Raw genomic sequence first — 18178 nt, 5'->3', positions numbered from 1 at the left:
ATATAATAAAACCCACCGGATCTCGGTGGGTTTTGTTTTATTCTGTAATGATGATTATTTTTTTATCAGCATTTTTGAGTTTTGTATCCTTATCATACATGGCTTTCAGATCATATTCTATTCTCACCGAATGGTCATCAACTTGTTTCAGCCAGTCATGTTTACCTGTGATTGACTGTATTGGATTTTCAAATTTTAGTGTTGTTCCTATATTTTTGAAAAACATCATCATCATTCCTTCCATTTGTTGAGTTTCCTCTTTTGAACCTTTAGATTGAAGAACTTCTTCAATATTTTTAACATTGAAAAGATCTGTATTAATAGTTAATGTTTTTCCATCCCAGGTATTTAGTAAGTTTTGATCAAAAGGCAGCTTTTCGTCTTTATTAAAATTTTTAATTAATTCATAATCATTTGGTGTGATATGGTCCATTTTGAAGGAATAGCCAATAGGAACAGGTTTATTATCTTCTTTTACAGATTTCAAAAAAAACTTTTTCAGGATTTTAATAGTATCCTGATTTTCAGTTTTCAGTTTTCCTTCTTTTTTTAACATATCATACATGCTCGTCCAGATTGTTGGAAATCTGTCCATATCCTTGAACTTATCTTCTTGTAATGAATCTGGTGTCATAGCCTGCATCTCAGCCATAAATTCTCTGGTACCAATATCAGTAATTATAGATGAAGCTGCATCTTTATGGTAGATTAATTCAGTATTAATATTGCAGGATTGCAATGTAAAAAGACTTATCAGAAATAAGACAATGGTTTTTTTCATGGTTGATTTAAATACAAATTAATGGCAGTTAACGGCCCCGTTTGGATCTTTAGAGATTGTCATCGCTTCCGCTTTTGGGGAAACATAAGGAATTCCCAACTCAAGACCTCTTAGAATGAATAATCCTCCTAAAATGATCATAATTACAGGAACAGCTTTCAAAACCTTTACCCTGAAAGCCTGATTCATGAGGTTTCCGGCTAAAACGATAGCAAACATGAACGGAAGGGTTCCAAGACCAAATAAAGCCATATATAAAGCTCCCTGCCATATTCCACCGCCTGCAAGACTTGCCGTAAGAGCCATGTACACCATTCCGCATGGCAAAAAGCCATTAAGAAGACCTGTTGTAAATCTGGAACGGTAATCCGCTTTTTGAAGCAGCTTTCCCAAGTTCATTTTTACACTGTATAAAAACTTGGAAAGAAATGGAATTTTTGAAGCAAAATCTTTTCCTCCAAATGAAAACACAGCCATAATAATCAGAAGAGCTCCTGCCGCAATGGTCAGATATTTCTGAAAGCCGGCCATTTCAAATCCTTGTCCTATAATTCCGAGAAGAGCACCCAATAAAGAATAGGTGAATATTCTTCCGAATTGATAAGTAAGGTTCTGAAGATAGAAGTTAGCAGCCTGTTTTTTGGTTAATCCCATCGACAAGGCAATAGGACCGCACATTCCGATACAGTGAAAACCGGAAGCAAAGCCTAACGCAATAGCCGATACAATAAGTCCTATTTCCATATCACATCATAATCCATTCTGTAGTCTGTTTTATTTGTTGTCCAACTCAGTCTTAGTGTATAGTTACCCATTTTCAATACCTGTGAAGGGATTATGAAAGACTGGCTGGCATCAAGCTGTACAGATTTTTTGATATCTAAATTCTGGTCGTCGGTTCTGTTTAAAACAAATTTTACCGTAGTATTTGAGTTATTATAATCTTTTGGAAAAGTAATTTTAATTCCCTTAGGATCCTGGCTGTATACAGGTTTTTCTGGTAATTCATCTGCCTTTTTCTTTGCATCAATGACATCCTGATACTTCAACTCCTCTTCATAATAATTATCTGTTACCATTTCAGAGTTCTTCTGTCCGTTTGGAAAAAGAAATAACATTGATAATATAAAAACTATGAATGCAAATAATGCAATTACAACACCGTGTCCCCAACTAAAGTTCTTCATTTTTTTCTAATTAAAATTGCAGTTTAAATGGCCCTTCAAAATAAGTCTGATATGAATCAATCAGTTTTCCTTTCATATCATAAACGCCAATTGTAATATTCTGTTTGGATAGTTTCATTTCATCTTCCGGGAAACTGATATTAATAGTCCCTTTAGAGATTTTATCCCGGTCTACCTGAATTTTACTGGATGCACTGTAAGTGATTTCACCATGTACCGGATCGATTACTTTGATGGTAACGATTTTTTTCTCGTTTGTTTTATTAAGGAAAGTATAATTATAAGTATTGGTAATTTTACCCTCTTTTACAAAGAAGGTACTCCCTGCCGGTTTAATGAATTTAGCCTCCATTTCACCACGGCTGTAGAGAAGATATCCTAAGAACCCTACAAGAAGGAATAAGAATACGGTAAATCCTTTCATTCTTCCTGTAAACTTAAACTGAGTTTCTTTTTCAATTTCGTTTTCAGAAGCATATCGGATCAATCCTTTCGGAAGACCTACTTTTTCCATTACTTCATCACAGGCATCAATACAGGCTGTACAGTTGATACATTCCAATTGCTGCCCGTCTCTGATGTCAATTCCCGTAGGACATACCACTACACACTGATGGCAGTCGATACAATCTCCTTTGCCGGCAGCTTTACGGTCTTCACCTTTTCTCCATTTTGATCTGTTTTCTCCTCTTTTGAAGTCGTAGAAAACATTGATTGTATCTTTATCAATCAGTACCCCCTGAAGTCTTCCATAAGGACATACTAATGTACAAACCTGCTCTCTGAACCATGCAAAAACAAAGTAGAATGCAGCGGCAAGAAGAATCATTACAATAAAATTGGTAGGATGTGCAAATGGCCCTTCACCAACGATCTTAAATACCTCTTCATATCCTACGATATACATAAACATAAAGTGGGTAATGACTAATGAAATAATGACATAAATAGTCCATTTTAAACTTCTCTTCCAGATCTTCTCAGTATTCCACTCCTGTCTGTCCAGCTTCATCTGCCTGTTTCGGTCACCTTCAATCAGATATTCTATTTTACGGAAGATCGATTCCATAAAAATTGTCTGAGGGCAAATCCACCCGCAGAAAATTCTTCCGAACGCAATCGTAAAAACAATAATAAAGATCAAAGATGCGATAGCACCTAAAGTGAGGATAAAAAAGTCTTGTGGATAGAAAGGCTGTCCAAAGATGAAAAATTCTCTGTCTATGACATTGAACAATAATAATGGATTACCATTGATTTTGATGAATGGTAACGAAAAATAAATAATTAATAATAGATAGCTTACAATGTTTCTATAGTTGGTGTATTTCCCTTTAGGTTTTCTGGGGAATACCCATCTTCTCTTTCCGGATTGCTCCATTGTCCCTATAGAATCTCTGTAAGTTTCAGGGTCCAGAACCTGTCCCTGTCCACCGCGTACTTCTATTTCTTCTATGTCTGACATATGTAATAGGTTTTAAAAAAGAAAAAACATAATTCGTTACTATTTTAATCTAATAACAAATTATGTTTTTTTCATATGTTTCTAATTTTTTAAATTATTCTTTTTCCCAATGTGCTTCAGTTCCTTGAGGAGCTGCTCCTCCTTGAGCCTGAGTCACTGGTGGTTGCTCTTGATTGATGTGATATACATACGCTGCAATCTTCTCAATCTCTGCACCTGAAACTTCTCCGTTTTTACCGAATGCTCTCATCGCAGGGTTAGTAGGAGAACCATTCCAGTCCATATGGAATACATTTTTAAATAATGTCTTCTCAGGCTGGTTGATCCAGTAGTTATCAGTAAGGTTTGGTCCAATACCTCCACTACCGTCTTCTTTGTGACAAGATGCACAGTTTGTTTTGAATAATTCTTTACCTTCTGCAATATTATCAGCAGAGTATTTTGCTGTTTCTATTGTTACAGGAGGCTGAGTTTTTTGGTATTCTTCAATACTAGCTAACTGCTCTTTATATTCTTTTTCATATTCGCTTAACGGGTGAGCGAAGTCTGTGAATGAGTATGCAGCAATATATACAATACAAAAAGCGGTCCCAAAATAGAATAAACCTACCCACCATTTTGGTAACTGGTTATCCAGCTCCATGATGCCATCGAAACCGTGGTCGATAAGGATATCTTTTTCTTCAGTTTCAGATTGCTTCTTGAATGCAGCTAAATACATTCTTTTTAAGAAAGGTACTTTCTTTTCAGCTAAATAAGCAGCTTTTTCCTCTGGAGATAATTTCTTGAATTTGTTGTTTTCAATCAGATCTCCAATTGCGCCATGGATATAGGCAAGGATAGCAGCGATCACAACAGTTCCCCAGAAGTAAGGCGAAGCTAGGAACGCGTAGCTCTGTACAAATAAATAATAAAAAACTATTAAAAGTCCGATTATTATTAAGATGTTTATAACAACAGGTGTTCTTTGTTTCATAAAAAATAGTTTAATTTTTTAAATTAAAATCATCATCTTCTTCATCCCCAAGAGGAGCCTCTTCTTCTTCTTTGTAATATTTTTTAGGCCTGCTAAAAACATAAATTACCAAAGCAACGAAGAACAGCATAAAGAAAATCAGAGCCAGCGTCTGGTAGAAACCAGCGTTTTCTGTATTGGATAATATATCTTTAAAGTTCTGAGGAATCATAGTATGAGCCTTTTAATGTTTTTTAGTTATTACTTGCTGTTTTGATTTCAGTTGTTTTGATATCTGTTCCTAATCTCTGAAGATAAGAAATAAGAGCTACAATTTCTTTTTTCTCTAATTCTCCCTGAGGTCTCTTAGCATAATTTTCTTTTACGTCATTTGCTTCTGAGAAGATATCTTTTACAATTTTTGCCGATTGGTTGTTAGCCCATTTGTCTGCAGAATCGATTTGAGCCTTAGTATAAGGTACATCGAATACATTTTTCATCAGCTTCATTTTGTCTACCATCTTAGTTCTGTCTAAGTCAGTAGCAATTAACCAAGGGTAACGAGGCATGATAGAACCTGCAGAGGTAGATCTTGGGTTATACATGTGTTTGAAGTGCCAAGAACTTGGGTTTTTGCCACCTTCTCTATGTAAATCCGGTCCTGTTCTTTTAGAACCCCATAAGAATGGTCTGTCGTATACGAATTCTCCAGCTTTGGAGTATTGTCCGTTTTTACCATTGAATCTTGTGATCTCATCTCTGAACGGTCTGATCATCTGAGAGTGACAAGCATTACATCCTTCACGGATATAAATATCTCTACCTTCAAGTTCAAGTGGTGAATATGGTTTTACCGCTGAAATCGTAGGTACACTTTTCTTAAGAGATAGTGTAGGAATAATTTCAATTGAACTCCCAATAGATATTGTGATGAAAGATAAAATACCTAATAATACCGGAGTTCTTTCCAGCCAAAGGTGAGTACCTTCTCCTTCTTTTCTGTTCTTACTGATGTTTGCCAATGCAGGTGCTTCAGCTGGAACTTCTTTCTGGAACGATCCTTTTCTTACCGTAGCAATTACGTTTACGATCATTAGGATAGATCCTGAGATGTAGAATAAACCTCCTACGAATCTCATTTTGAAGTAAGGGATAATAGCCGTTACAGTGTCCAACCAGTTTTTCCACAATAATGTTCCGTCTGGGTTGAATTGCTTCCACATTAATCCTTGTGTAAATCCTGAAATATACATTGGTACTGCATAGAAAATGATTCCTAAAGTACCTAACCAGAAATGCCAGTTAGCTAATTTTACAGACCAAATTTTTGTTCTCCACATAATTGGTACCAAATAATAGATAACCCCGAATGCCATGAAACCATTCCATCCAAGAGCTCCTAAGTGTACGTGACCGATAACCCAGTCTGTAAAGTGACCAATTTTGTTGATGTTTTTTGTTGCTAAAAGCGGTCCTTCAAACGTTGCCATACCATAACAAGTAACAGCTACTACGAAGAACTTAAGGATAGGATTTTCTCTTACTTTATCCCAAGCTCCTCTTAAGGTAAGAAGACCATTTAACATTCCTCCCCAAGATGGTGCAATAAGCATGATAGAGAACCCTGTTCCTACCGCCTGAGCCCAAGCTGGAAGAGCTGTATACTGAAGGTGGTGAGGACCAGCCCAGATATATACGAAAATTAATGACCAGAAGTGAATAATAGACAGTTTATAAGAGAATACCGGTCTGTCTGCAGCCTTCGGAAGGAAGTAATACATTAAACCTAGAACCGGAGTCGTCAATACGAATGCAACCGCATTGTGTCCATACCACCACTGTACAATAGCATCTTTTACCCCTGCATATGCTGAATAAGATTTCCAGCCTGTGAAAGATAAAGGTACTTCAAGGTTGTTGAAGATGTGAAGCATTGCTACCGCAATCCATGTACCAATGTAGAACCAGATGGCTACATAAAGGTGTCTCACTCTTCTCTTTGAAATAGTCAGGAACATATTGATACCAAAAATGATCCATGAGAATGCGATCAATATGTCGATCGGCCACTCGTGTTCAGCATATTCCTTAGAGGTGTTAATCCCCATAAAGAACGTAACGAACGTAGCAACGATCATAAACTGCCAAGTCCAGAAATGTAACCAAGACAAGGTGTCACTGTACATTCTTGTTTTTAATAATCTCTGTAATGAGTAATAAATACCCGTGTAAACGATGTTACAAACGAATGCAAAGATTACGGTGTTGGTGTGCAGCATTCTGATTCTACCAAAACCAAATGCACCATGAGTGTTTATCAACCCTTGAATATTTCCTGATGCCAAACTTTTGATGGTTGTGTCATCTGTCCCGAAAAAGAATTCAGGTAATTCAGGGTAGAAAAGCATTAATGCCGCCGTAAGCCCGAACGTAAACCCTATAAGACCGAAAACTAAGGTCGCATAAAGGAACGCACGGACAATACTATTGTCATAACTAAACTTCTGTGTTTCCATATCAACTATTCACTATTTTTCTCAATTTTTATTATTTTCTCCTATTTCTTTCTCGTCTTTATTTTTGTTGCCTGCTTCATCATTTTCTTTGACTTTTTCATCATCAAAAAGGATTCTGACAGCCGGAGATTCATCATCTTCAAACTGTCCTTTTCGGGCATACACTATAAATACGACCAAGAAAATCGCAGCTAAAGAAACACTGCAGAGGATCATTAAATATAGAATATCCATTGGACAACAAAATTAACCTATTTTCGGGGTTCAAATTTAGTGAAAAATAATGACTTTCATCACGAAAAGACGATTTCAGCTAATTTAAAATCAGTCTAAATAAGGGCTTTTAAGCCCGCTTTTTGAAATATTTCCGACCTAAAATCCAGGTTGAAAGTGTAGTAAAGGTAACCACAGTGATCGAACTGATTGGCATGATGATTGCAGCGAAGAGCGGATGCATATGGCCTGTAACAGCGTAACTTAAACCAACAATATTGTACAGAAAACTGATTATAAATGTCATTTTCACAATGGTGATAGAGCCCTTACAAACGTTCAGGTAATTGTCCAGAGTAACCACTTTATCACCATTCATAATCACATCAGAAGATGGTGTGAAACTATTTGTGTCGTCAGCAATTGCAATTCCTACATTACTTTGTTTTAAAGCTCCGGCATCATTGAGACCATCTCCAAGCATCGCTACTTTCATGTGCTGATCCTGAAGGTTTTTAATATAATTCAGTTTGTCTTCCGGACTTTGATTAAAGGCCATTCCTTTGTAATTTGGGATAAGCTCTTTAAGCTGGTTTTCTTCTGAAGAATTATCTCCACTCAGTATAAATATTTTGTAGTGGGTTAATTTTGTGAAAAGTTCTCTCAGTTTCGGACGGTACTCATTCTTAAAGATGAATTTACCTAAATACTGATCATTTTTACTGATGTGAACTGCTGTTTCAAGATTTTTAGGTTCCTGATCGTTATAACGGGCAGAGCCGATTTTATACTGGTTTCCCCTTACGCTTGCTTCGTATCCTTTTCCTGAAATTTCAACAAAATTCTCTACCGGGAAATAATCATCATTTACTTCGATGAATTCATACAATGATTTTGAAAGCGGGTGGTTGGAGTTCTTTAATAACGTTTTAATATTCAGAGAATCAAATTCATTGATCTCTGAACCTTCATATTTAATGTTTGATTTTTTTCTGTGGGTAATGGTTCCAGTTTTATCAAAGACAATGGTATCAAGCTTCGCGATTTTCTCAATCGTTAAAGTATCTTTTACATAAAACTTATTTCGGCCTAAAATCCTCATAATGTGTCCAAAAGTGAACGGTGCAGAAAGAGCAAGTGCACAAGGACATGCGATAATCAGGATCGCAGAAATTACCTGGAACATAATATTTAAATCAATGAAATACCAATAAGTTCCAGCGACTAAAGCGATACCTAAAATGATGAATGTGAAATATTTGCTGACGTTGTTTGTTAACGTATCAAGTCCTGTTTCGTGTTTTTTAAATGCTTCTTTATTCCAAAGTTGCGTTAGATAACTTTGATCTACGTTTTTAATCACCTCAAGCTCTAAAGAAGATCCAACCTGTTTTCCTCCTGCGAAAATTTTATCTCCGGGTTGTTTGCTGATACTTTCGCTTTCTCCGGTAATAAAACTGTTGTCAATATTTCCTTCTCCGTTGATCAGAATTCCATCCACGGGGATGATTTCCTGATTTCTAACTAGAATTCTATCGCCAACTTTTATTTCAGACAGTAAAATATTATCCTGCTTTCCTTCAAAATCAACTTTTGTTACGGCAATCGGATAGAAAGATTTGTAATCTCTGTCATATGAAAGAGCACTGTATGTTCTTTTTTGGAAAATTTTCCCGAGAAGCATGAAGAATAAAAGTCCACAAAGGGTATCGAAATATCCTGGACCATAATCTGTTACAACTTCATAAATACTTCTTCCATATAGTACGAAAATTCCTAAGACAATCGGAACATCAATGTTGACAATCTTATTTTTTAAACCGTACCAGGCAGATTTATAATAGTCTGAAGCTGAGTAAAATACAACAGGTGTTGCCAAAAGGAATATCAAGGTTCTGAATAAACCTTTATAATGCTCCATCCAATAATCTTCCCCTCCAATATATTCAGGGAAAGCAAGGAACATTCCGTTACCAAAAGCAAAGGCAGCAATGGCAAATTTTACCAATAAAGATTTGTCGAGATGATCTTCATTTTTATCAGCAGTTTCAAGACTGATGACAGGTTTATACCCCAGGTTGGTTAAAAATTTAGCGAGTTCACTTAATTTCAGATCGTTATGATTGAATGAGATCTGTAAGGTCTTTCTAGTAAAGTTTACCTGAGAATATTTGATGTGCTTATGTAAAGTATGAAGACTTTCCAATAGCCAGATACACGAAGAACAGTGAATTACAGGAATTTTGAATGTAACAAGACTGGTGTTTCCTTCAGAGAAATCAGTGACTTTTTCAAAAATTTCCGGCGTATCCAGGTAGTCAAATTGGGTAGAATTTTCATCATTCGGACGAATTCCTGCCCCTTTATTAAGCTCATAGAAATTGCTTAAATTATTTAAATTTAGAATTTCGTAAACAGACTTACATCCATTACAACAGAAAGTCTTTTCATCAAATAAAATTCTCTCTTTTTCTATCCCTTGACCACAATGAAAACAGTTCTCGCTCACCCCATAAAATATTGAACTACAAAATTATAACAAATTTTTTTGTTTATCGCGTTAAAAAGTTCTATTTTTGTGATAAATATCATATAAAATGCCGCAGGAACAACAGATAGCAATTGAAGAGAGGTTCGCCAGAGTTTTTAATGATAAATCATTTAAAGAAAGACTTTCTAGCGCAGATTTTGAAAAATACATTAATGGCAAAAAGAAACTGAGTTTTCAGAAACACGATACCATTTTCGAGGATGGTGAAACTCCAAGAGGAGTTTTTGTTTTGGAAAAAGGTGCTGCCAAACTTTCGAAATCAGGAGCGTTCGGGAAAGACCAAATTTTAAGATTTATCAAAGAAGGGGATATCATCGGCTATCGTTCTTTGCTTTGCGGGGAAAATTTCCAGGCCAAAGCAGAAGCTATGACAGATATTGAGTGTGTTTTCTTACCCGCAGATATTTTCATGTATCTTCTGGAAGTTGATCCACAGCTGTCTTTCGTAATGCTTCAAAAAATCTCATACGAATTAGGAGAATCTTCAAATACCATTACTTTCCTTGCCCAGAAAACGGTAAGAGAAAGATTGGCAGAAATACTGCTGCTTTTGGAACAGAAGCTGGGAGTAGATCCTGAAGGTTTTATTAAGATCTCATTGACAAGGGAAGAAATTGCCAATATCATAGGTACCGCTACAGAAAGTGCCATCCGTCTGATCTCAGAATTCAAACAGGATAGCCTGATTGAAGTGGACGGAAGAAATATCAAGATCTTAAATCACGACAAACTCATGAAACTCGGTCACGTAGTTTTATAAATCATACAAAAACTTAAGTCGGCCGAAGGCCGACTTTTTAACTTTTAAAAATAGATAAATTATGTCTGTTCACTCTGAAATTAAAAAAGTTACGACTGAAACCTTGCGTAAAATGAAATTCGACAAGGAAAAAATAACAATGCTTACAGCTTATGATTTTACCACAGCAAAGATGGTAGATGCAGGTGGAGTAGATGCTATTTTGATTGGAGACTCTGCAGCGAATGTAATGGCTGGTTTTGAAACTACCTTACCTATTACGCTGGATCAAATGATCTATCATGCGCAAAGTGTGGTAAGAGGAACCGACAGAGCTTTGGTGGTAGCAGATTTACCTTTCGGAACTTATCAGAGTAACCCTGAAAAAGCATTAGAATCTGCGGTAAGGATGATGAAGGAAGGTGGAGCACATGCTGTGAAAATTGAAGGCGGAAAAGAAATTTCCAAGTCTATCAAAAAAATCATCAATGCCGGAATTCCGGTAATGGGACATTTGGGATTAACACCACAGTCTATTTATAAATTCGGAACGTATAAAGTAAGAGCTAAAGAAGAAGCAGAAGCTGAAAAACTGATCGCTGATGCACAACTTTTAGAAGAATTGGGTTGTTTTTCTGTTGTATTGGAGAAAATTCCTGCAGAATTAGCGAAAAAGGTTACAGAAAGCATTTCTATTCCTACTATCGGAATCGGTGCCGGAGCAGATTGTGACGGACAGGTTTTGGTATATCATGATATGGTAGGAATGAACAAAGGTTTTAGTCCGAAATTCCTAAGAAGATATCTTGACCTTTACACAGAAATTACAGGAGCTGTAGCTCAATATGTAAAAGATGTGAAGAGTGTAGAGTTTCCAAACGAAAACGAAAGCTATTAATCCATGCAGAATCAACAACAATCTATCCAAGGAATATTATCTATCGCAGCACTGATTTGTCTTGCTGTAGGATGGTTTAATTTATTTTCCCCGGAAATCAATCACTTACTTTCAAGAAAGGTTTTCTATGTTTTGATAGGAGCCAGCTTTTTTATTCAGGCTCCGCTGCTTAGCAACAAAAATTTTGTCTATGCAATGTATGCTGCCGCTGTAATTTGTGTATTAGGTGCATTTATACCGGAAGGATCAAAACTTTCAGCCGTAAAGACTGTTGGTCTTCTGGCGGGGATTATTCTTTCACTGTCCAATAGAAACAGAAGATAGAACGACACATTATGAAGGAGCAGATTATATATGAAGACAATCATCTTCTGGTGGTCAATAAAAAGGTAGGTCAACTTGTACAGGGGGACAAAACCGGAGACGAATCACTATTAGAAACTATCAAGAATTTTATAAAAATAAGAGATGCTAAGCCGGGAAATGTTTTTCTCGGCTTGGTTCATCGTATAGACCGTCCTACTTCTGGGTTGGTGATCTATGCAAAAACTTCCAAAGCACTTTCCCGTCTTACGCAGATGGTCAAAAACCGGGAGATAAAAAAAACGTATTGGGCCGTTGTAGGGAAAGAAATGATTCCACAAAGGCAGAGATTGGTACATTATTTAATGAAAAATGAAAAAAATAATAAAGCCATTGTTTTTCCAAAAGCTACTGAAGGTGCAAAAGAAGCGATTCTGACCTATAATGTAATCAAAACTCTGGATAATTATCAGCTTCTTGAAATTGATCTTGAAACAGGAAGACACCATCAGATCAGAGCACAATTATCCAAAACAGGAGTTCCAATCAAAGGAGACCTGAAATACGGAGCGCCACGCTCCAATCCGGATGGAGGAATCAATCTTCATGCTAGAAAACTGGAATTTATTCATCCGGTAACGAAAGAAAACATTGAAATCATAGCTCCCGTACCGCAAAATGATGCAATCTGGAGAGCTTGTGAAGAATAAGTATATCACAAAAACTATAACATGAAATTCAAATCACTTTTATTAACCACATTGCTGGTTATGGCATCTTGTTCAGACAATGATGAAATGCCAGTTGATAATTCACAACAGATGATTACTGAAAATACAAGTAAAATATCATGGAATTATCCTTTTTTGTCGCCTGTCTTTAATGGATTGGAACAAAATTATATGTTCGAATATGATGCTCAGGGAAGAATTAGTAAAAAAGTAGGAGGAATTTTGAAGTTGACAGGAGCTTCGGGGGCTCCGGACCGATTTACAAATCTGATCTATACTAAAATATCTTATACAGGAAATACAGCTGTTGTAGGAAATTATAGCTCAGATCCATCATTTAATGTTCAATTGAATGAAAGGAAACTTGAGTTTGATAATCAAGGCAGAGTTATTAAAGTAGTTATTCCACAGGTTAATAATTCATATATGGATAAGTATTTGACCTATACTTATGACACTTCAGGAAAGTTAATTGAAATTTTAACTCAATATCCTAATGTTCCATACGATCCGACTGATCCACAAGATTATATTTTGACATACTTAGAAAAGTTTATCTATAATAATTCAGGAAATTTAGAAAAGGCAACTAAAACTGAAAAGCATAATAATATTGATGCTTACATTACGAATGAAATTACATTTGATAACTTTGATTCTGCACAAAATCCATTTAAGAACTTAGGTGTTTTTGAAGATTATTTCTACTTTTCATTATCAAAAAATAATCCTCAAAGAAGAATTTCGAAAGAGTATAAACCTTATAGCTCCGAATTTTTTCTGAACCAATCAAATTGGACTAATCAATATAATTCTGATGGAAGCCTGAAGCTTTTTTACTAACGAACTATTTAAAATAAAAGTGAAGACTGTCTCAAAATCGAGATGGTCTTTTTTCATTCCAAGCAAAAATCAATTTTGCTTATTTCAAAATAATGTCTAACTTCGTCCCAAACTTTAGGGGTGTCTGTTATGAACAGACTGAGACTTTACCCTTTGAACCTGATCTGGATTATACCAGCGTAGGGAAAAGTAGATGACTTTTGCTGTACATTCTATTGTACAATGATAGCCATTCCTAAAGTATATTTTAAATTATTAGGAATGGAACTTATAATCAACCACACCCGAAAAACATTTGATGTACTTCCTGCAAACCTGGAAGCATTATTGGCTATTGAGCTGCCTGGAAAAAAGAAAGGCATTGCTGTAGCCCTCAACAACCGTATTATTCCGCTGTCAGTCTGGGCAGAAACACTCCTTAATAACAACGATTCAGTTTTAATCATTACTGCCACTCAAGGCGGTTAATTCTCATATTTAATACCAATACTTATGGCTCACTCCATTACATGTTCGCCATTTCCGAACTCAAAGAAAATCTATGTTGAGGGAACAATACACCCTATCAATGTAGCAATGCGTGAAATACAGCTTAGCCCGACCAAATTGACCAATGGCGGCTTTGAACATAATGCTCCGGTAACCATTTATGACACTTCAGGTCCTTATACGGATGAAAATGCAGTCATTGATATCCAGAAAGGGCTTCCAAGAATCAGAGAGCAATGGATTCTGGACAGAAATGATGTGAATATCCTGGACGGGATTACCTCTGAATACGGAAAAGCTCGTTTAGCAGATCCGCGTTTGGATGAACTGCGGTTTTCTTATGATCATAAACCTAAAGTTGCACAAGAAGGAAAAGAATTGACCCAGCTTTACTATGCAAAGCAGGGAATCATCACTCCGGAAATGGAATATATAGCGATTAGGGAAAATCAAAGAATAGAACAGCTTGAATCTGTATCAAAAGAAATGGCTTTCCAACATCCGGGACACAGCTTTGGAGCGAACACTCCGAAAAGTAAGATTACTCCGGAATTTGTAAGAGACGAAATAGCAGCAGGAAGAGCAATTATCCCCAATAACATTAACCACCCGGAAAGTGAACCGATGATTATCGGAAGAAATTTCCTTGTGAAAATTAATGCCAATATTGGAAACAGTGCTGTTTCATCCAGTATTGATGAAGAAGTAGAAAAAGCGGTATGGGCCTGCCGATGGGGAGCCGACACCATTATGGATCTTTCAACCGGAAAAAATATTCACGAAACAAGAGAATGGATCATCAGAAACAGCCCGGTTCCAATTGGTACTGTTCCCATCTATCAGGCATTGGAAAAGGTAAAAGGAGTTCCAGAAGATCTGACTTGGGAAATTTTTAAAGATACCCTGATTGAACAGGCAGAACAAGGTGTTTCTTATTTTACGATCCATGCCGGAGTTTTATTAAGATATATTCATTTGACAGCCAACAGAGTAACCGGAATTGTATCCAGAGGAGGATCTATTATGGCTAAATGGTGTTTGTTTCATCATCAGGAAAGTTTCTTATATACTCATTTTGAGGAGATCTGTGAGATCATGAAGAAGTACGATGTTGCATTCTCTCTTGGAGATGGTCTTCGTCCAGGATCTATTGCAGATGCCAATGATGCCGCTCAGTTTGCAGAACTGGAAACTTTAGGTGAACTGACAAAAATAGCATGGAAACACAATGTACAGGTAATGATTGAAGGCCCTGGACACGTTCCGATGCATATGATTAAAGAAAACATGGAAAAGCAGCTGGAAGAATGCCATGAAGCTCCGTTTTATACCTTAGGTCCTTTGACTACAGATATTGCTCCGGGCTATGATCATATCACTTCCGGAATTGGGGCTGCCATGATCGGGTGGTTTGGCTGTGCAATGCTTTGTTATGTAACACCGAAAGAACATTTAGGACTCCCAAATAGAGACGACGTAAAAGTAGGGGTAATTACTTATAAACTGGCAGCCCATGCGGCAGACCTGGCAAAAGGACATCCGGGGGCACAATACCGAGACAATGCATTAAGTAAAGCAAGATTTGAATTCAGATGGGAAGATCAGTTCAATCTTTCTTTGGATCCTGAGACGGCAAGAGCGTATCATGATGAAACACTTCCGGCGGAAGGAGCCAAAATTGCTCACTTCTGTTCTATGTGCGGACCAAAATTCTGTTCAATGAAAATTACTCAGGAAATCCGTGAATCTGCAGAAAAAGGGATGTTTGATAAGTCTCAGGAATTTATCGAAAAAGGAAAAGAAATTTATATATGATCCTCGTCATCACTCCTGAGTTGATGGTTCCAAACGAAACTAATATTATTAATCAGATGTTTCAGGAGGGGCTTGATTTGCTTCACATCCGTAAACCATGGATCAGTCGCCATGAAATGATTGAATTCATCACTCAGATTGATGAGGCTTTTTATCCAAAGCTGGTGCTGCATACTCATTTTGATCTTGGAAAAGAATATCATATTTCAAGACTTCATTTCAGAGAGGCTGATCGGGCGGAAGAGAGATGTAAATCTTTTGCCGAAGAAAATACAATGTCAACCTCAGTACATGATATCGCAACCTACAATACGCTGGAAAAAGAATGGGATTATACTTTTATAAGCCCGTTCTTTCCAAGTATCTCCAAAAAAGGATATGGAATGGATTCTACGATTAAAGAAAAAATACAACAGCGTAACAATCCGGATGTAAAACTGATTGCTTTAGGAGGAATTCATCAGGATAATATTCAAGAAGTTTTTGAATCAGAGGTAGACGGAGCTGCTTTGCTAGGTGCTATTTGGGAAAGTGAAGAACCTCTAAAAATATTCAAAAAATGCAGGAACGTCCTTATGTCATAAGTGTTGCAGGCTTTGATCCAAGTGGTGGAGCAGGCTTGTTATCAGATAGTAAAACCTTTGAACAATCAAAAGTGATGGGACTGGGAGTGTGTACTGCATTGACATTGCAAACAGCTTCAGAATGTCTGAGCCTGGAATGGCGTTCTTTGGATGAAGTGACTAAGGCGATTCAGGTGTTGATGGAAAATTATGCCGTTTCAGCGGTGAAAATCGGAATTGTGAAGGATGCAGAATTTCTGGCTAAAATTATAGAAACGGTAAAGACTGGTAATCCTGAAACAAAAATCGTATGGGATCCGGTTTTGAAAAGTACTTCTGAATTTACCTTTTTTGATCTTGAAACACTTCCTCAGTTAAAAGAGGTTGTTAATAAACTCAGTTTAATAACTCCCAATTATAATGAATACAAAGTTTTAAAGGAAAATAATCTATTACCGGATACTGATAGATGTTCATTACTGATCAAAGGAGGACATAGGAAAGACCTTTTGGGAACGGATATTTTAGTTGAAAAAGAAAAAGAAATCCTTCTGCATCCACAAGATGATTATGAAATCTGTTTTCCTAAACATGGTTCTGGCTGTGTTTTATCTTCCGCCATTACAGCTGAGCTTGCAAAAGGTGAAAATATGGAAATGGCCTGCCGAAATGGGAAATTATACATCGAAAAATTTTTAAAAAGCAATTCCTCTTTGCTGGGAACGCATTCATTATAAATATGGAAAAATTACAATACATATCACAAGGGAACACAATACAGGAACAGGAACTTCATATCCGAAAAGCCCTTGATAACGGAATCAAATGGGTACAGGTAAGATGGAAAAATGCCCCTGAAAATGAATTAATTAATCTTTGCGAAATATCAAAACAACTTTGTACGGAATATCAGTCAGTTTGTATCATCAATGACGATGTAAAGCTGGCTAAAGAAATAGATGCTGACGGGGTGCATTTGGGATTGAGTGACAGCTCTATAAACGAAGCCAGATTGATTTTAGGCGAAAATAAAATCATTGGGGGAACAGCCAATACTCTTTCAGATGTAATCCAGAGAATCAATGAATCTTGTGATTATATTGGTTTGGGACCACTGAGATTTACCACAACCAAAGAAAAATTAAGTCCCGTTCTTGGGTTTGAAGGGTATCAGGATATCATAAATGGATTAAAAGAAAAATCAATTGATATTCCCAAAATATTTGCAATCGGAAGTGTTGCTCTTGAAGATATTTTGCAGTTACAGAAGATCGGAATTTACGGTGTTGCTGTATCCGGGATTATTACAAAGCAGCCGACTATTATTAATGAATTAAAAAAAGTAATGATATGAACAACCAGAAATTAGAAATAGCAGGAAGAACATTTGAATCAAGACTGTTTTTAGGAACAGGAAAATTCGGAAGTCTCAGAGATATGGTACAGTCTGTCATCGCATCAGAAACCGATATGGTGACCATGGCACTAAAAAGAATTGATGCCCAATCCAGTGAAGATGATCTGCTTGATTCATTAAGAGAAACCAATGTTCATCTTTTGCCCAATACCTCCGGAGCGAGAACTGCTAAAGAAGCAGTGTTGGCTGCACAACTAGCCAGAGAAGCGCTGGAAACCAACTGGGTAAAACTGGAAATTCATCCGGACCCGAAATATTTATTACCAGATCCTATTGAAACGTTATACGCGACAGAAGAATTGGCCAAATTAGGATTTGTAGTAATGCCTTACATCCATGCTGATCCTGTATTGTGCAAACGTCTTGAAGATGCTGGAACAGCAGTAGTAATGCCTTTGGGAGCACCTATTGGAACCAATAAAGGATTAAGAACTCAGGACTTTCTGGAAATAATCATCAGCCAGAGTAATGTTCCCGTAGTGGTAGATGCAGGAATCGGGGCGCCATCAGATGCTGCAAAGGCTATGGAAATGGGAGCAGATGCTGTTTTGGTAAATACCGCCATTGCTGTTGCCAGAAATCCGCTTAATATGGCTGTGGCTTTTAAAGAAGGAGTTATTGCCGGAAGAAGAGCCTTTGAATCCGGGTTGGGAGCTATTGCGAACCATGCCGAAGCTTCAAGTCCGCTCACCTCGTTTTTATTTGAATAAAC

Annotated in this window: 20 protein-coding genes and 1 riboswitch; of the genes, 11 read left to right on the top strand and 9 right to left on the bottom strand. The window is 36.8% G+C overall.

What is annotated here, in order from left to right:
- Positions 1–37: 37 nt before the first annotated feature.
- The 9 genes from AC57AW_RS00585 to AC57AW_RS00545 form a co-directional block, all read right to left on the bottom strand.
- Positions 38–781, bottom strand: a complete 744-nt coding sequence (locus AC57AW_RS00585) for a hypothetical protein (RefSeq protein ID WP_496350445.1) — start codon at positions 779–781, stop codon at positions 38–40.
- 18 nt (positions 782–799) lie between these two features.
- Positions 800–1525: a sulfite exporter TauE/SafE family protein gene (locus AC57AW_RS00580; RefSeq protein WP_318848423.1), complete on the bottom strand. Its 726-nt coding sequence runs from the start codon at positions 1523–1525 to the stop codon at positions 800–802.
- On the bottom strand, positions 1516–1968 hold the full coding sequence (locus AC57AW_RS00575) for a FixH family protein (protein ID WP_496350444.1): 453 nt from the start codon (positions 1966–1968) through the stop codon (positions 1516–1518). Before AC57AW_RS00575 ends, AC57AW_RS00580 begins: the two co-directional genes overlap by 10 nt.
- A gap of 10 nt (positions 1969–1978) precedes the next feature.
- Positions 1979–3433, bottom strand: a complete 1455-nt coding sequence (ccoG, locus tag AC57AW_RS00570; protein WP_318848421.1) for a cytochrome c oxidase accessory protein CcoG — start codon at positions 3431–3433, stop codon at positions 1979–1981.
- 94 nt (positions 3434–3527) lie between these two features.
- On the bottom strand, positions 3528–4409 hold the full coding sequence (locus AC57AW_RS00565; RefSeq protein ID WP_318848420.1) for a cbb3-type cytochrome c oxidase N-terminal domain-containing protein: 882 nt from the start codon (positions 4407–4409) through the stop codon (positions 3528–3530).
- A 10-nt stretch (positions 4410–4419) separates the two neighbouring features.
- Positions 4420–4620 carry a cbb3-type cytochrome oxidase subunit 3 gene (locus AC57AW_RS00560; RefSeq protein WP_077419481.1) on the bottom strand — a complete coding sequence of 67 codons (201 nt, stop codon included), beginning with the start codon at positions 4618–4620 and terminating at the stop codon, positions 4420–4422.
- Between the two features lie 22 nt (positions 4621–4642).
- The gene (ccoN, locus tag AC57AW_RS00555) at positions 4643–6904 is read right to left on the bottom strand and encodes a cytochrome-c oxidase, cbb3-type subunit I (RefSeq protein ID WP_318848419.1); all 2262 of its coding nucleotides are present in this window, start codon (positions 6902–6904) and stop codon (positions 4643–4645) included.
- A 21-nt stretch (positions 6905–6925) separates the two neighbouring features.
- Positions 6926–7138, bottom strand: coding sequence for a cbb3-type cytochrome oxidase assembly protein CcoS (gene ccoS / locus AC57AW_RS00550; protein WP_318848418.1), 213 nt, complete (start codon positions 7136–7138; stop codon positions 6926–6928).
- A gap of 109 nt (positions 7139–7247) precedes the next feature.
- A complete protein-coding gene (locus AC57AW_RS00545) occupies positions 7248–9626 on the bottom strand; it encodes a heavy metal translocating P-type ATPase (RefSeq protein WP_496350443.1) in 2379 nt (792 codons plus the stop codon).
- Positions 9627–9714: 88 nt separating this feature from the next.
- Here AC57AW_RS00545 and AC57AW_RS00540 point away from each other — a divergent pair, with 88 nt between their 5' ends.
- From AC57AW_RS00540 to AC57AW_RS00490, 11 genes are all read left to right on the top strand, one after another.
- Positions 9715–10428, top strand: coding sequence for a Crp/Fnr family transcriptional regulator (locus AC57AW_RS00540; RefSeq protein ID WP_318848416.1), 714 nt, complete (start codon positions 9715–9717; stop codon positions 10426–10428).
- A gap of 61 nt (positions 10429–10489) precedes the next feature.
- Positions 10490–11305 carry a 3-methyl-2-oxobutanoate hydroxymethyltransferase gene (gene panB / locus AC57AW_RS00535; protein WP_103232094.1) on the top strand — a complete coding sequence of 272 codons (816 nt, stop codon included), beginning with the start codon at positions 10490–10492 and terminating at the stop codon, positions 11303–11305.
- Positions 11306–11308: 3 nt separating this feature from the next.
- Entirely contained in the window at positions 11309–11629 is a 321-nt protein-coding gene (locus AC57AW_RS00530; RefSeq protein ID WP_318848415.1) for a hypothetical protein, read from the top strand.
- An 11-nt stretch (positions 11630–11640) separates the two neighbouring features.
- On the top strand, positions 11641–12318 hold the full coding sequence (locus AC57AW_RS00525) for an RluA family pseudouridine synthase (RefSeq protein ID WP_413228604.1): 678 nt from the start codon (positions 11641–11643) through the stop codon (positions 12316–12318).
- Between the two features lie 21 nt (positions 12319–12339).
- Positions 12340–13182 (top strand): hypothetical protein, encoded by an 843-nt coding sequence (locus AC57AW_RS00520; RefSeq protein WP_496350442.1) that lies wholly within the window; start codon positions 12340–12342, stop codon positions 13180–13182.
- 106 nt (positions 13183–13288) lie between these two features.
- Positions 13289–13385, top strand: a riboswitch (TPP riboswitch).
- Positions 13386–13443: 58 nt separating this feature from the next.
- Positions 13444–13650, top strand: a complete 207-nt coding sequence (gene thiS, locus AC57AW_RS00515; RefSeq protein WP_318848413.1) for a sulfur carrier protein ThiS — start codon at positions 13444–13446, stop codon at positions 13648–13650.
- A gap of 24 nt (positions 13651–13674) precedes the next feature.
- Positions 13675–15486: a phosphomethylpyrimidine synthase ThiC gene (gene thiC / locus AC57AW_RS00510; protein ID WP_318848412.1), complete on the top strand. Its 1812-nt coding sequence runs from the start codon at positions 13675–13677 to the stop codon at positions 15484–15486.
- Positions 15483–16070: a thiamine phosphate synthase gene (locus AC57AW_RS00505; RefSeq protein ID WP_496350441.1), complete on the top strand. Its 588-nt coding sequence runs from the start codon at positions 15483–15485 to the stop codon at positions 16068–16070. Before thiC ends, AC57AW_RS00505 begins: the two co-directional genes overlap by 4 nt.
- Positions 16046–16786, top strand: a complete 741-nt coding sequence (locus tag AC57AW_RS00500; RefSeq protein ID WP_496350440.1) for a hydroxymethylpyrimidine/phosphomethylpyrimidine kinase — start codon at positions 16046–16048, stop codon at positions 16784–16786. Before AC57AW_RS00505 ends, AC57AW_RS00500 begins: the two co-directional genes overlap by 25 nt.
- Before the next feature lie 2 nt (positions 16787–16788).
- On the top strand, positions 16789–17403 hold the full coding sequence (locus AC57AW_RS00495; RefSeq protein ID WP_496350439.1) for a thiamine phosphate synthase: 615 nt from the start codon (positions 16789–16791) through the stop codon (positions 17401–17403).
- Positions 17400–18176, top strand: coding sequence for a thiazole synthase (locus tag AC57AW_RS00490; RefSeq protein WP_318848408.1), 777 nt, complete (start codon positions 17400–17402; stop codon positions 18174–18176). Before AC57AW_RS00495 ends, AC57AW_RS00490 begins: the two co-directional genes overlap by 4 nt.
- Positions 18177–18178 lie beyond the last annotated feature (2 nt).

It is taken from the genome of Chryseobacterium sp. BGA-UO-ETr-SB22, from assembly GCF_059567885.1.
This window is presented reverse-complemented; position numbering and strand designations above follow the sequence as displayed.

Excerpts from the sequence above, each read along its gene's own strand:
- AC57AW_RS00580 (WP_318848423.1), bottom strand. The coding sequence starts at position 1,525 with ATGGAAATAGGACTTATTGTATCGGCTATTGCGTTAGGCTTTGCTTCC.
- AC57AW_RS00575 (WP_496350444.1), bottom strand. The coding sequence starts at position 1,968 with ATGAAGAACTTTAGTTGGGGACACGGTGTTGTAATTGCATTATTTGCA.
- AC57AW_RS00585 (WP_496350445.1), bottom strand. The coding sequence starts at position 781 with ATGAAAAAAACCATTGTCTTATTTCTGATAAGTCTTTTTACATTGCAA.
- AC57AW_RS00495 (WP_496350439.1), top strand. The coding sequence starts at position 16,789 with ATGGAAAAATTACAATACATATCACAAGGGAACACAATACAGGAACAG.
- AC57AW_RS00520 (WP_496350442.1), top strand. The coding sequence starts at position 12,340 with ATGAAATTCAAATCACTTTTATTAACCACATTGCTGGTTATGGCATCT.
- ccoG (WP_318848421.1), bottom strand. The coding sequence starts at position 3,433 with ATGTCAGACATAGAAGAAATAGAAGTACGCGGTGGACAGGGACAGGTT.
- AC57AW_RS00490 (WP_318848408.1), top strand. The coding sequence starts at position 17,400 with ATGAACAACCAGAAATTAGAAATAGCAGGAAGAACATTTGAATCAAGA.
- AC57AW_RS00530 (WP_318848415.1), top strand. The coding sequence starts at position 11,309 with ATGCAGAATCAACAACAATCTATCCAAGGAATATTATCTATCGCAGCA.
- thiS (WP_318848413.1), top strand. The coding sequence starts at position 13,444 with ATGGAACTTATAATCAACCACACCCGAAAAACATTTGATGTACTTCCT.
- AC57AW_RS00500 (WP_496350440.1), top strand. The coding sequence starts at position 16,046 with ATGCAGGAACGTCCTTATGTCATAAGTGTTGCAGGCTTTGATCCAAGT.
- thiC (WP_318848412.1), top strand. The coding sequence starts at position 13,675 with ATGGCTCACTCCATTACATGTTCGCCATTTCCGAACTCAAAGAAAATC.
- AC57AW_RS00540 (WP_318848416.1), top strand. The coding sequence starts at position 9,715 with ATGCCGCAGGAACAACAGATAGCAATTGAAGAGAGGTTCGCCAGAGTT.
- AC57AW_RS00565 (WP_318848420.1), bottom strand. The coding sequence starts at position 4,409 with ATGAAACAAAGAACACCTGTTGTTATAAACATCTTAATAATAATCGGA.
- ccoN (WP_318848419.1), bottom strand. The coding sequence starts at position 6,904 with ATGGAAACACAGAAGTTTAGTTATGACAATAGTATTGTCCGTGCGTTC.
- AC57AW_RS00525 (WP_413228604.1), top strand. The coding sequence starts at position 11,641 with ATGAAGGAGCAGATTATATATGAAGACAATCATCTTCTGGTGGTCAAT.
- AC57AW_RS00560 (WP_077419481.1), bottom strand. The coding sequence starts at position 4,620 with ATGATTCCTCAGAACTTTAAAGATATATTATCCAATACAGAAAACGCT.
- AC57AW_RS00505 (WP_496350441.1), top strand. The coding sequence starts at position 15,483 with ATGATCCTCGTCATCACTCCTGAGTTGATGGTTCCAAACGAAACTAAT.
- panB (WP_103232094.1), top strand. The coding sequence starts at position 10,490 with ATGTCTGTTCACTCTGAAATTAAAAAAGTTACGACTGAAACCTTGCGT.
- ccoS (WP_318848418.1), bottom strand. The coding sequence starts at position 7,138 with ATGGATATTCTATATTTAATGATCCTCTGCAGTGTTTCTTTAGCTGCG.